Origin of the sequence: Streptomyces sp. 8N706 (assembly GCF_052245415.1) — a bacterium.
Taxonomy (GTDB): Bacteria; Actinomycetota; Actinomycetes; order Streptomycetales; family Streptomycetaceae; genus Streptomyces.
In genome coordinates, this window is record NZ_JBQQBW010000039.1 from 23725 (window position 1) to 37335 (window position 13611).

The window sequence follows — 13611 nt, forward strand, 5'->3', positions numbered from 1 at the left end:
GGGGACAGCGCATGGGCAAGAGCGCACTCATCACCGGCGTCACGGGCCAGGACGGCTCGTATCTCGCCGAGCTGCTGCTGTCGAAGGGCTACACCGTCCACGGACTCGTGCGCCGGTCGTCGTCCTTCAACACCGAGCGGCTCGATCACATCTACCAGGACCCGCAGGAGCCCGACCGCAGACTCGTGCTGCACCACGCCGACCTCTCCGACGGGGTCGCGCTGGTCAATCTGCTGCGCGATCTGCGGCCCGAGGAGGTGTACAACCTCGGGGCGCAGTCGCATGTCCGGGTCTCCTTCGACGCACCGCTCTACACCGGGGATGTGACCGGCATGGGCTCGCTGCGGTTGCTGGAGGCGATACGGGCGAGCGGTATCGACACCCGTATCTACCAGGCGTCGTCCTCGGAGATGTTCGGCGCGACACCTCCCCCGCAGAACGAGAGGACCCCCTTCCATCCGCGCAGCCCGTACGGGTGCGCCAAGGTCTTCGGCTACTGGGCGACGGTCAACTACCGCGAGGCGTATGACCTGTTCGCCGTCAACGGGATCCTCTTCAACCATGAGTCGCCCCGGCGCGGGGAGACCTTTGTGACTCGCAAGATCACCCGAGCGGTCGCCCGTATCAAGGCCGGCCTCCAGGACCGCCTCTACATGGGCAACCTCGACGCCGTACGGGACTGGGGGTACGCCCCGGAGTACGTCGAGGCGATGTGGCGGATGCTCCAGCAGGACGAGCCGGACGACTACGTGGTGGCGACGGGCGAGGCCGGGACCGTACGGGAGTTCCTGGAGGTCGCCTTCTCGGCCGCGGACCTCGACTGGGCCGAATATGTACGTTTCGACCCCAAGTACGAGCGCCCCAGCGAAGTCGACGCGCTCATCGGGGACGCGTCCAAGGCCGAGTCGCTGCTCGGCTGGAAGCCCCAGGTGCTCTGGCCCGAGCTGGCCCGCATCATGGTCGAGGCCGATGTGTCAGCACTCGACGCCGAATTGGCGGGTACAGCGGTTCGTATCGATAGATGACCCCCAACCTGCAAAGTACGGACATTATTTTGGCCATTTCGGTTACGGCAGGGTCGACATCGTCCTAACCTGCCGTGCACAAGGCGGCCAGGGGGGCCCGCGAACACGCGAGCGGGCCGAAGGGCACACCGGTGCCGAAGCGACCCGACCGAGCGCGGCGAGGTACGAGCGGAGCGCGGCGTCGTGGGGGGCGCCTCCCCAGCGGCAGCCGGGGCAGTCGGAGTCGGCACCCGGGCCGGAGCGCCCGGAGGCGAGCAAGTGAACAACACAGCCCAGGGGGGCACATGCGCACAGTGGGGGTCCATACGGCTGCCATGTCATTGGCAGTCACATCGCTGATCGGGGCGGGGGCGGTGTCGGCGCCGACGGCCGCGGCACTCACCCCGCCCGTCGGGGTCACGGCCGACGATCTGCCGACCTGGCAGACCAACGGCATCGTCTGGTCCTTCGCCCAGGCGGACGGGGTGGTCTTCGCGGGTGGCACGTTCTCCACCGTCAGGCCGCCGGACTCACCGTCCGGCAGCAACGAGCGGCCTGCCGTCAACTTCGCCGCGTTCGACGCCGCGACGGGTGCACCGACACCGTGCAGGCTGTCGTTCACCATCGGCTCCGGCACGGCGACCGTACGGGCGCTGGCGGTCTCGCCGGACCGCAGGACCCTGTACGCGGGCGGGCAGTTCGGCGCGGTCAACGGCGTCGGTGCGAGCAATGTGGCCGCGATCGACATCGCGACCTGCACACCGAAGTCGTCGTTCAAGGTGGCGTCCAGCGCGACCGTACGGGCCCTGGCCGTCACCGATGACACGGTCTATCTGGGCGGGGACTTCACCACCCTGGAGGGGCGGGCCCGCCGCTACTTCGGCGCCGTCACGACGGGGGGTGACCTCAAGCCGTGGACGGCCGACGCCGACGAGCCGGGCCGCGCCGTCGAGGTGACGCCGGACGGCGGCAAGGTACTGCTGGGCGGTGACTTCTTCACCGTCAACGGCACCCATTCGCACGCGCTGGCCGTGGTCGACGCCGGGACCGGTTCCCTGGCGAAGGCGTACGGCGGCGGCTTCATCCCGACCACCTCCGTGGTCAAGGACATCACCACGGACGCGACCGGCTTCTACACCGGCAACGAGGGCACGGGCGGCGGGGTCTTCGACGGCCGTATCGCCCTGAATCTCAGCGACTTCAACCAGCGCTGGCGGGACACCTGCCTCGGGGCCACCCAGGCGGTGGAGGTCTACAAGACCGTTCTGTACTCGGGTTCGCACGCGCACGACTGCAGCAGCATGGGGGAATTCCCCAACCAGCGCCGTAAGCATCTGCTGGCCGAGTCGGTCGACGACCCGACCCTGCTCGGCTGGTTCCCGGACACCAACGACGGCCTGGGCGAGCAGATCGGTCCGCGGGTGATGACGACCTCGTCAGCCGGCGGCACCGACTATCTGTGGGTCGGCGGGGAGTTCACCACCGTCAACGGCTCCGGCCAGCAGGGCCTGACCCGCTTCGCGAGCGGCCCCGACACGGGCGCGCCGTCCGTGCCGCTGGTCAACGCCTCCAGCGTCAAGCCGGGTGAGGTGAGTGTGCGCTGGCAGTCGAGCCTGGACCTGGACGACAGCAAGCTGACGTACCGCGTCTACAAGGACGGCGCCACCACGCCGCTCCACACGGTCAGCGGCTCCTCCCTGCCCTGGGTCCGGCCGCAGCTGACCTTCACCGACACCGAGGTGACGCCGGGGTCGACGTACACCTACCGGATCACCGCGAGCGACGGCACCAACACCAGTGCCAGGTCCGCCACGCAGACGGTCACGGTGCCGACGGCGGACGAGGCCTACCCGGAGCGGGTGAAGGCCGACGGCGCGCAGCTGTACTGGCGCTACGACGAGGCGAGCGGCCAGTTCGCGGCCGACGCCTCGGGGACGGACAACAGCGGCGTCCACCGCAACGCGCCCACGTACCGGGTGACCCCGGGCGCGGTCTCCGGGCCCAGCACGGCCGTGGGCTACAACGGCTCCGACGAGTACACCTACAGCGACCGCAAGCACAGCAGGCCGTCGTCGTACAGCATCGAGACCTGGTTCAGGACGACAACCGGCTCCGGCGGAAAGCTCGTCGGCTTCGGCGACCGCACCCAGGAGCCGAGCGCCAACCACGACAAGCATGTGTACATGACCAACGACGGCCGGGTGGTCTTCGGAGTCCACAGCGGCTTCACCCGGACCATCAGCAGCGGCTCGGGCCTCAACGACGGCAAGTGGCACCATGTCGTGGCGACTCAGGGGTCGAACGGAATGCGGCTGTACGTGGACGGGTCGCTGCGGGCGAGCAACCTGCTGGTGACCTCCAGCCAGAACTACAACGGCTACTGGCACGTGGGCGGTGACACCCTCAACTCCTCGTGGCCCAGCAGTCCGTCGAGCGACTACTTCGCCGGACAGATCGACGAGACCGCGATCTACCCGGGGGTGCTGTCCGGCTCGCAGGTGTCCGGGCACTACGCCCTCAGGGCGAATTCATGATCCGGCCCGCCCGGACCGTCGTCGCCGCTGCCGCGTTCCTCGCGGCAGCGGCGGCGCTGCTGACCGGGTGCGGTAGCGGCGGGGAGCAGGGCGCGGCGAAGGACCGGCCCTCCTCGGCGGCGCGGGAAGCACGGACGCCGGAGAAGCAGGCACCCGGCAGCCGGGCCCCCGGGCCGAAGTCCCCCGGCCCGAAGGAGGACGCGGCGAAGCCGAAGGCCGCGCGGACCTCGCCCGGCCCCACGGTGCCGGAGGGCGAACTCACCCCGGTCACCGGATCGTTCACCGGGAAGCAGAAGGCCTATCTGACCGACCGGGTGCCCCAGGGCACGGATCCGGCGGCCGTCCTGCAGCTCGGCCAGGAGACCTGCGACCGGATCGCCCGTACCGCGAAGCACGACCGCAGGGCGGCCGTCAGCGCGCTCCGTTCGGGCGAGATCGCAAACGCGGAGGCGGCCGTGACCCATCTCTGCCCGGAGCAGCTGCCCCTGCTGGATGCCTCGAGGAAAGGAAGCAGCGGTTGACCGTGGACAGACTCCCCATCGTCGTGGCGATCCCGACGAAGAACGAGGCCGAGAACATCGCCCGGACCGTACGGTCGGTCATCGACCACTTCGAGGCCGTGGTGGTGGTCGACTCCGGCAGCACGGACGACACCTGCAAGATCGCGGCCGAGCTGGGCGCCGAGGTCGTCCCCTACGTGTGGGACGGCGGGTATCCGAAGAAGAAGCAGTGGTGCCTGGACCATGTCCATCCCGGGACGCCGTGGCTGCTCTTCCTCGACGGCGACGAGACCCCGAGCCCTGAGCTGCTGGCCGAGCTGCGTCACTGCTTCTCCCGGCCGTTGAAGGTGGCGGCCTTCGACATCCCGCTCGGCTACTGGTTCGCGGGCAGGCGGCTCCGGCACGGCTACACCATCGTCAAGCGCGCGCTGCTGGACCGTACCCGCTGCCACTTCCCCGTCCTGGGGGATCTGGACGCACCGGGCATGGGCGAGCAGGAGGGCCACTACCAGCCGGTCGCCCCGTCGGTGTGGCGGCTCACCTCGCCCATCGAGCACGAGGACCTGGATCCGGTACGGACGTGGTTCGAGCGGCACAACCGCTACTCGGACTGGGAGGCGTGGCTGGAGCACCACCCGGAGGTCAAGGAGGAGATCCGCCAGGCCAAGACCCGGCAGGGCCGGCTCTTCCACAAGGCCCCGTTCAAGCCGCTGGTGTCCTTCGCCTACGCCTACCTCTACAAGCGGGGCTTCCTGGACGGGAGAGCCGGGTTCGACTATGCGCTGGCCATGAGCTTCTACCGCTGGCAGATCGGCCTGAAGGCCCGGGAGGGCCACTCCGGGGCGCCGTTCGCGGGGTCGACGCGGACGACCTCGCCGAGCGGCACACCGGGTACCGGCCGGCGGTGAGGAGACCGAGGACGTGTGCCGAGGGGCTGTCCCACGTGGGCAGCCCCTCGGGCCGTACGGGGAGCCCCCGCGCGGGGGCAGCCCTCGGGCCCTACGGGGGAGCCCCCGCGCGTGGGAGCAATCCCTCCGGCCGTACGGGACAGCCCCACGCGTGCGGGGCACCAGTGTGCCGGGCCCGGAGGCCGGCGCTGGGTCGGACAGAACCGGGACGGGGACCGGCCCCGCCCCCGGCCCGAGGACAGTCCGGCGCGTCACCGCCGGATGGCGGCCTCGTAGACCTCTTGCAGGGTGTCGACGACCCGCTCGATGGAGAACTGGTCCCGGATCAGCCGCCAGGCGGCCGTGGAGGCCTCCTCGTTGGCCGCCGGGTCCAGCAGTTCCAGGATCGCCTGACCGACCAGGGGGCCGTTGTCCCGGTCCGGGCTGCTGTCCACGACACGGCCCGCGCCCGCCGCCCCGACATCCGGGGACAGACCGCCGGTCCTCGTCACGACGACGGGCACGCCCACGGACATGGCCTCCAGGACGGAGACGGCGAACGGCTCGACGACGGACGGCAGCACGTACACATCCGAGCGACGCAACCGCTCGAGCACCTCGGCGTGCCCGAGCGCCCCCACGTACTCGACGGCGTCGGCGACACCCAGGTCGCGGGCGAGGTCCAGCATCGCCCCGGCGAGGGCGCCCGTGTCCGGCCCGGCCAGCACGAAGCGCGCGTCCGGGTACTTGGCGAGCACCGTGGGCATCGCCGAGACGAAGTCCTCCGGCCGTTTGCGGGCCTGGACGCGGGCGCAGTACAGCACCGTCGGCGGACGGCTGCCGTCGTTGAACGGCCTGCGCTCCTGGGGCCGCACCCCGTTGACGAGCCGGTGGGTCCGGGACAGCCGCGCCGGCGCGACCACCGCCTCCACGTCGTCCCGCTCCATCTCCGTCAGATGCAGGATCGCGTCGGCCCCGCGCAGCACCCGGCGCAACCCCAGCGCGTCCACGACCTTGGCGACCTTGTTCTCGGTCGGGTCGATCATTCCGTGCGTCTGGAGGACCAGCGGACGCCCGCACTGAAGGGCGATCAGGGCGAACGGCAGGGTGATCAGATCGCGCATGAGGTGGACATGGACGACGTCGGCCGTCTTCACCAGCTCGCGGGCGCGGGCGAGCAGCGCCGGTGAGGTGATGCCGCTGACCTCGAACCGCGGCAGGACGTGCCGTGCCTGGAACATGAAGGCCGGTACGCCCTCGACCGCCGTCGGAAGCGGCCCGGCGAACCCGTCCCCCAGCGTGGCGATCCGGGCGTCCACGCCACGGGCCCTCAGGCCCTTGGAGAGGTTGAGGGCCACCCGGGTCGGGCCCCCGAACTCGTTGGTCGGTGTGTGCAGGGTGACGACATGCAGAACCTTCACCGAAAATTCCTCCCCCCGATGCCCCCCGGCATCTCGGCCCAGCGTAGCGGCGAAGCCACGGCGGCAAGGCCGGATCCTTCGATGTCACGTTCGATGGCCGTTCACCCTCCCTACACTGGCGGAGGGGCGTCGGGGAACGAGGCGGGGGGCCATGGCAGTTGATGCGCGGGGCGGCGTACCGTCCGGGCTGCCCGCGCCCCTCGACGTACCCCCGGTCTCCCCCCGCGCGGTCCTCTCCCGGGCCCTGGCCGTGCCGCTCGTCCTGGGGCTGGTGTTCTTCCTGCCGGTGCTGGTCGCCGTACTCCCCGGCCCTGGGATACGGGACGAGGCGTACTGGCTGCAATTGGTGCTCACCGGCTATGCCGGGGCCCGGCTCGCGGCGATGACGCTCACCACCCGGCGGCGCCTCATCCAGGGCTCGTTCTGGCTCTTCGTCTACGTCGCGATGGGTGTGGCGCCCCTCGCGCAGGCGGTGCTCGGCCAGACCCCCACCCCCGTCGTCGGTACGCGCTCCGATCTCGTGCTGGCCGTCTCCCTGTCCCTGGTCGGCTGTGTGGCCTTCGACGTGGGCGTCCTGCTGGCCCGGCACCGGCCGGTGCTCCGTACGCGGGTGCGCCGGCGTACGGCCTCCGTCAGCCGACGGCGGCTCTATCTGCTGGTGGCCCTGGCGTATGCGGCCAGCGCGCTGTTCGTGATCAAGCTGGGCGGTCCGTCGGTCTTCTTCAGCAGCCGTCAGGAGATCAGCGAGGGTATCCAGAGCAGCGGGGTCGCGAGCGCGGAGTCCCACGTCGGATCGGCGTTTCTGCGCGGCTTCGGGACCGTGCCCGCGCTGCTGGCCTTCCTCTTCCTCACCCGCTGGCTGGTCACCTCGCGCACCGCTCGCCGCCGCCCCTCGGTGCTCCTGGTGTGGACCGGCCTCCTCGGAGTGAACGCGCTGGTCAACAATCCGGTCTCCAACCCGCGTTACTGGTTTCTCACCGTGATGTTCTCGATCCTCTTCACGGCCTTCCCGAAGAGCCCGGTGATGTACCGCGCGGCGCTGGCCATGGGTGTGGTGGCGGCGCTGCTGCTCTTCCCCTTCATGGACCGGTTCCGCTACGACGAGAACGGCCAGCGGCCCGTGGAGTCCGCCTCGGCCTTCGACCCGCTGGTGCGCAAGGACTACGACCAGATCGGCATGTTCGCCAACACCATCACCTTCGTCGACTCGGGCGCGGGCCATGCCTACGGCCGTCAACTGGCTGCCTCGACCTTCTTCTTCGTGCCCCGCTCGGTCTGGCACGGCAAACCGCTGGACTCCGGCGTCCGGGTCGGCCAGTGGATGGGCATGCAGAACACCAATCTCTCGTCGCCGCTGTGGGCGGAACTGTGGCTGGATTTCGGGCCGGTCGGGATGGCCGGCGGCTTCCTGGGCCTGGGCTACCTCTGCGCCCGCGCCGACCGCCGCTACACGCTCCGCACCCTGGACGACCCCCAGCCGGGCCATGTGCTGGCGATTGTCATCCCGGTGGTCGCGGGCTACGCCTTCATCCTGTTGCGCGGCCCGCTGCTGCAGGCCTCGGGCCGCATCGGCATCGCCCTGGTGTGCCTGGCCCTGGTGACGACCTTCCGCTCGGACCCTCGCAGGCTCCTGCGCTGACCCGGGGATGCTTCGAGCCGGCTGGGCCGAGTCCTCGTCGGCCGGCTCCCCCGAAGGCGGAGCCGGCCGACGACGCATCCTCGCGCCCCAGTGGAGTCCCTAGGCTGAGCCACATGATTCACGCCGTGGTGTTCGACGTCGGGGAGACGCTGGTCGACGAGACGGAGGTCTGGGGGCGCTGGGCGGACTGGCTGGGGGTTCCGCGGCATACGTTCTCCGCCGTGCTGGGTGCGATGATCGCCCAGGGGCGCCCCCACTGGGACGGCTTCAGGCTGTTCCGGCCGGACTTCGACCCGGAGGCCGAGGACCGGAAGCGGATCGCGGCCGGGCGGAACACCGGCTTCGGACCGGAGGACCTCTATCCCGACGCGCGGCCGTGCCTGGAGGCGCTGCGGGCGTCGGGGGTGTGGGTCGGGATCGCGGCCAATCAGCCCGCGCGTGCGGAGAAGGACCTCCACGCGTGCGAACTGCCGGTGGAGATGGTCGGGATAAGTGAGATCTGGGGGCTGCGGAAGCCGGATGCGGCGTTCTTCGAGCGGGTTCTGACGGAGGTTCCCCACGCGGCCGGGGAGATCCTCTATGTCGGCGACCGGATCGACAAGGACGTGGCACCTGCCAAGCGCGCCGGGATGCAGGCGGCGTGGATCCGTCGCGGGGCCTGGGGGCTCATCGCGGAGGACGGGAGCGGCGGGCCCGCGGACGTACGGCTCGACAGTCTGGACGAGCTGCCGGGGTGGGTGGCCGCACAGCGTTGCGGGTGAACGCGGGCTGCCGGGGTGGGTGGCCGCACAGCGTTGCGGGTGAACGCGGGCTGCCGCGGCCCGCGGGGCTGGAGGCTCAGCGGGCGGCGCCGTCCGCGTCCTTCTGCTGCCGGGCCGGGGCGGCCGACGCGCCCTCCGCCTCCTGCGGGGCCGGAGCGGACGCCTCCTGCCGGGCCGGAGCGGACGCCTGCTGCCGGGCCGGGGCGGTCGGCACCCCCTCCGCCGGCGCCGGTTCGCGCCGGACGGACGCGATACGGAGCCAGGCTGCGGCCGCCTTGAGGAGGGACCCGGCGCACAGCCCCCAGGCGGCACCCAGCACACCGCCCAGAAGGGCGTAGCCGGTGAGCATGAAGGCCACCGACAGCAGGGAGAAGACGACCTGGATCGGGAGGGTGGCGCGGGGGCGCAGGACGCGGAGGGTGAGCAGGGCGCAGGTGCCCAGAGCGATGGCCGCGTACTGGCTTCCCGTCGCCGGAAGGAGAGCGGACGAGGCCGCCCAGGTCTCGCCGAGGAGTGCGCGGCCGAGACGGTCGGGGAGGGCGATGAGAACCGCCGCCCAGACGGCGGCGACCCCGGAGAGGGCCAGGGCCAGAGCGACGGTGGCGCGGACCTTGCGGGCCGAGGTCGGGTAGCGGCCGAGGATCGGCGGGCCGAAGCCCGTGGAGGCGTTGAACAGGACGTTCATCGGGCCGAAGAGCGTCGTCACCCCCCGCAGTGCTCCCACCGCCAACGGGTTGGCGAACAGTCCGAGTCCGATGACGGCGAGCTGGTTCGAGGCGTTGCCGACGGCGAACTCGAGGACGAAGCGCTTGCCGAGGTGGCCACGGCGGAGAAGACGGCGCGGGTCGCCCGCGGCACCGCGCAGCTGGGGCGCGACGAGGGCCGCGGAGACGGCGAGGGCCGGGATCGCGGACAGACCCCAGACAGCGACCAGCCGCTCCGGCCCGGAACCCTGCGGCTGGACGGCGAGGGCAGGCACGGCGGCGACGAGCCGTACGAGGTCGGCGGCGAGGGCGTAGTGCGGGAGGTTCAGGGTGGAGAAGCAGTAGCGCACACAGTCCTGGGTGAGGACGACGGGCAGCACGAGACCCAGCACGGCGAGCCCATGCGCGGTGGCGCCCGGCACGAGGAAGAGGACGGCGGCCATCGCCGCGCCGAGAGTGCCCGAGGCGGACGCGGTGAAGACCACCGCCGACCGGCACGCGCCCCGTACCGCTGCCGGGTCGCCGCGCTCCAGGACCAGGGCCTGGCCGACGTAGGCGACGGAGAGCCCGAGCAGCACGGTGAACACGGTGTAGACGAGGGAGAAGACGGAGAACCCGGCGGCACTGGAGAGCCTGGCGGCGACCACCAGAACGACGATGTTGGTGAGAGCGGCCACGCCCTGGTCCGCGACGGAACACAGAACGGCGAGCCGGGTGCCAAGACCGTCCGGCGCTCCGGTGGTTCCGCGGGAGTCCCCTCCTGCCTCGCCCGGCCCCCCGGCCTCCGACCGCCGGTCGGGTGCGGAGTCCGGTCCGGAATCGGGCCCGGAGTCCGGCCTCGGCACAGGGTCCGGCCCACGGCCCGGTTCCGCTCGGGAACGCCCCCCGGACTCCGGTCCGGGATGCGGCGCGCGCTCCAGCCCGGGGCGCGGCGTGGGCTCCGGCTCACGGTCCCGTCCGGGCTCAGGGACCGGCTCACAGCCCCGTCCGGGCTCGGGGACCGGCTGACGGCCCCGTCCGGGCTCGGAGTCCGGCCCAAAGCCCCGCTCTGCACCGGGGTTCGGGCCAGGGCTCGTCACCGGCGGGAGGGTGTGCCGGCCGGGAGGTCGGACGGCTCGACCGTGCGCAGGGCGGGCGTGCCGGGGCGGTCCGGTCCGCTCGGGCCCTCCGGAGCCGGGGTCTCGCCGGTCCCGGCCCCCGCGGCCGCGGCCGGTTCGGTGGAGACGGCGTCCGCGGCGCGTCCGTGCCGCGTCCCGGTGGCGCCCTTCGTACCGCCGCCGCGGCGGCTCCCGCTGCCGTCGGAGTGCAGGAGGGCCCCCAGCACCGTGCCCCCCGCGCCGCCGATGAGTTCGCGGACCCGGTCCAGGTCGTCGCGGCGTACCTCGCGCGGATCGCAGACCACCAGCACACCGTCGACGCGGTCGGCCAGCGCGATGGCGTCGGCGTACGAGAGCACGGCCGGGGCGAGGACGACGACGACCGCGTCCTCGTCGTCGGCGGTCGCGATCAGCTGGCTGGCGGGGGTGGAGGTCAGCGCGCGTGCGACATTGCGGACCCGGCCCCCGGGGATCAGTTCGAACGCGCCGGACTCCCCCGCGTCGATGGGGATCTGCTCTCCGGTGGGCCAGCCGTTGTCGCCGCGCGCCGGAGTACGGGCCCAGCCGGGCCGTATCCCGTCGGCGGCACGCAGCCGGGCGGAGAGCGACGGCGTACGCAAGTCCGCCTCGACGAGCAGCACTTCGCGGCCCATCTCGACGAAGGATGCGGCGAGGTTGACGGACACGGCGGCCGCCGTGTCGATGGTGCCGCGGGGGGCGACGACGAGCAGCCGTCGCCGGCCGGCGAACCGCTGGTCGTACGCGAGCCGGAAGGCGACCGAGCGGTACTCCTCGGCCGGCCTGCCGTCGGCGAGCAGCGCGGTGGTCTCCCCCCGGCGGCTGCGCGGGAGGGTGCCGAGGACGGGAGCGCGCAGCGCCCGTACGACATCGCTCTCCGAGCGGGCGGTGGGGTCGAAGATCAGCCGCACCCAGGCGGCGAGCAGTCCGAGGCCGATCCCGACCGCGCCTCCCAGGCCCAGCACCAGGGGCAGCCCCGGGCCGGAGGGAGCGGACGGCGGTGTCGCGGTGCGCACGACGAAGCCCGGCGTGGTGTCGAGCGCCTTCAGCTTGGTGAGGCTGCTGTTGAGCTCGGAGATCTTGCCGAGCACCCCGGACTGCACGGAGAGGACGGTGTCCAGAGCGCGGCCGTCGCTCAGTCCGGCGATTTCCTCGGCGAGTTGGTCCCGCTGCTTCTCCAGCGGCTCGAGCTGCTTCTCGTAGCCCTTCACCATGTTGTCGATCAGGCCCTGGGTCTGCTGCTCCCGGTTCTCCAGATACGCCCGGGTGAAGGCGTTGGCGCGCTCGGCCGCCGTCCTGGGCGACGAGTCGGTGTAGGCGAACCGCAGGACGAGGGTGTTGGGAGGGTTGGTGACCTGGAGGCCGGCTTGGAGCTTCTCGGTGTCCTCGGTGTCGAGAGCCTTGGCAGCGCGGTCGGCGACGGCGTTGCTGACGGCGGTCTGGCGCTCGGAGCCGATGCTGACCTGCTTGTCGGGCGCGGTGCCGCCGGGAGCGAAGGGGTCGACGGACGCGGACCGTACGGTGACCTCGCTGGTGGCGACATAGGACTCGCCGCCGGTGAGCCCGATCAGGGCCCCGCCGAGCAGCCCCACGGCGACGCCCAGCGCCAGCAGCAGCCGATAGCGCAGCAGTTGTTTGAACTGGTCGCGCAGCAGGTCCGGTTCCTCATGTGCCTGCGGTGCGCGTGACGGGTCGGCCCCGGCCGCGGCCGGGTGGTGCGGTGTGAGGTGCGATGTCATGTACGGGCCCCCCTCTGCCGTACGGGCCGGCCTTCGAGTGCTTCGTCCAGCAGCCGGGTGATCCTGGCCAGGCCCGCCTCGCGGCTGAGGTGGGCGTCGACGTAAGCAGGGCCGCGCGCCCCCAACGCGTCCGCCGCGGTGGGGTCTTCGGCCAGCTTACGGACTGCGGCGAGTAGCGCGGCGGGGTTCTCCGGCGGGACCAGAACGCCCGCTTCCGAGCGGCGGACCTCCCCGGCCGTGCCGCCCTGCTCGGCGACGGAGGCGACCACCGGCCGCCCGGCGGCGAAGTACGAGGTGAGCTTGGACGGGATGCTCATATCGAGCACGGACGCACGCTGGGTGACGGCGAGGACATCGGCGGCGGCGAGCACATCCGGGAACAGCGCCTCGTCGGCGGGCGGCAGGAAGTGCAGATTGGGGAGTCCGGAACCCAGGGCACGCAGCCGCCCGCGCTGGTTGCCGTCCCCCATGAGGACGATGTCGATGCCGGGCGCCTGCCGGGCCGCTTCGACCAGGACCTCCAGGCCCTGCTTGAGCCCCATGTTGCCCGAGTGGAGGACGACGGTCCGGCCCTCGCGCCAGCCGAGCCGGGCACGCGTCTGCGCGCGTGGTGCCGTCGGCCGTTCGACATGCGACCAGTTGGGGACGAGCCGGATACGGTCCCGCTCCACCCCCATGGCCGCGACCTTGTCGACGAAGGTCTCGTGGATGACACCGACCAGTGCCGCGCGCTGCAGGGCGTACGCCTCGACGGCGCCCGCGGCCGCCGCCGCCCGGTCCCCGCCCCGGATGCCGCTCTGCGCGGCCGCCGCGCCCATCAGGTCCTGCACGACCGGGACGTACGGGACCCCGTACCGCCGGGCCAGGCGCGCGCCGATGACACCGCCCGCCAGGCTGGGCAGCTGGGCGACGACCGCGTCGGGGCGGCCCATACGCGGTGGCGCGACCAGGCCGTGGACGAGGATCGACGCCTCGTAAAGGGCGCGGCGGAGGGCGGTCTGGCGCGGCGGGACGGTGTGCCGGCGGCGGTGCACCCACACTCCCGCGCGCTGCTCCACGGTCCGCCACACCCCGCGGTAGGCGGGGTCGGTCCGCCAGGCAGGGTAGTGCGGCATCCCGGCGAGCACATGCACCTCGGACTGCCCGTCAGCGGCCCAGTTTTCGGCGATCTGTGTGGCGTACGGGCCTATTCCGGCCTGTTCGGGCGCGTAGTTGGTGGACACCAGCAGTACGCGCCGCCCCCCATGCTCCGGCATGGCGCATCTCCTCCCCCCAGAGTCGATCAGATGAACCCTAACCTTTCATTG

At 72.0% G+C, this 13611-nt stretch carries 10 protein-coding genes; 6 read left to right on the forward strand and 4 right to left on the reverse strand.

Annotation, left to right across the window (positions count from 1 at the left end):
* Positions 1–11: 11 nt before the first annotated feature.
* From gmd to ACTWQE_RS17040, 4 genes are all read left to right on the forward strand, one after another.
* On the forward strand, positions 12–1025 hold the full coding sequence (gmd, locus tag ACTWQE_RS17025) for a GDP-mannose 4,6-dehydratase (protein ID WP_443329795.1): 1014 nt from the start codon (positions 12–14) through the stop codon (positions 1023–1025).
* A 314-nt stretch (positions 1026–1339) separates the two neighbouring features.
* Positions 1340–3538 carry a LamG-like jellyroll fold domain-containing protein gene (locus tag ACTWQE_RS17030; protein ID WP_443329796.1) on the forward strand — a complete coding sequence of 733 codons (2199 nt, stop codon included), beginning with the start codon at positions 1340–1342 and terminating at the stop codon, positions 3536–3538.
* The gene (locus ACTWQE_RS17035; protein ID WP_443329797.1) at positions 3535–4059 is read left to right on the forward strand and encodes a hypothetical protein; all 525 of its coding nucleotides are present in this window, start codon (positions 3535–3537) and stop codon (positions 4057–4059) included. The genes ACTWQE_RS17030 and ACTWQE_RS17035 overlap by 4 nt, the downstream gene beginning before the upstream one ends.
* A 2-nt stretch (positions 4060–4061) precedes the next feature.
* Positions 4062–4946 carry a glycosyltransferase family 2 protein gene (locus ACTWQE_RS17040; RefSeq protein ID WP_443329823.1) on the forward strand — a complete coding sequence of 295 codons (885 nt, stop codon included), beginning with the start codon at positions 4062–4064 and terminating at the stop codon, positions 4944–4946.
* A gap of 251 nt (positions 4947–5197) precedes the next feature.
* Here the strand turns inward: ACTWQE_RS17040 and ACTWQE_RS17045 are convergent, their stop codons facing one another.
* Entirely contained in the window at positions 5198–6346 is a 1149-nt protein-coding gene (locus ACTWQE_RS17045; protein ID WP_443329798.1) for a glycosyltransferase, read from the reverse strand.
* A 151-nt stretch (positions 6347–6497) separates the two neighbouring features.
* Between ACTWQE_RS17045 and ACTWQE_RS17050 the strand changes: the two genes are divergently transcribed.
* Complete coding sequence (locus ACTWQE_RS17050; RefSeq protein WP_443329799.1) at positions 6498–7985, forward strand: hypothetical protein; 1488 nt, start codon at positions 6498–6500, stop codon at positions 7983–7985.
* A 113-nt stretch (positions 7986–8098) separates the two neighbouring features.
* On the forward strand, positions 8099–8746 hold the full coding sequence (locus ACTWQE_RS17055; RefSeq protein ID WP_443329800.1) for an HAD family hydrolase: 648 nt from the start codon (positions 8099–8101) through the stop codon (positions 8744–8746).
* Between the two features lie 76 nt (positions 8747–8822).
* Here the strand turns inward: ACTWQE_RS17055 and ACTWQE_RS17060 are convergent, their stop codons facing one another.
* The 3 genes from ACTWQE_RS17060 to ACTWQE_RS17070 form a co-directional block, all read right to left on the reverse strand.
* A complete protein-coding gene (locus ACTWQE_RS17060) occupies positions 8823–10127 on the reverse strand; it encodes a hypothetical protein (RefSeq protein ID WP_443329801.1) in 1305 nt (434 codons plus the stop codon).
* 398 nt (positions 10128–10525) lie between these two features.
* Positions 10526–12304, reverse strand: a complete 1779-nt coding sequence (locus tag ACTWQE_RS17065; protein ID WP_443329802.1) for a lipopolysaccharide biosynthesis protein — start codon at positions 12302–12304, stop codon at positions 10526–10528.
* Positions 12301–13560 carry a glycosyltransferase family 4 protein gene (locus tag ACTWQE_RS17070; protein WP_443329803.1) on the reverse strand — a complete coding sequence of 420 codons (1260 nt, stop codon included), beginning with the start codon at positions 13558–13560 and terminating at the stop codon, positions 12301–12303. Before ACTWQE_RS17070 ends, ACTWQE_RS17065 begins: the two co-directional genes overlap by 4 nt.
* Positions 13561–13611: the final 51 nt, after the last annotated feature.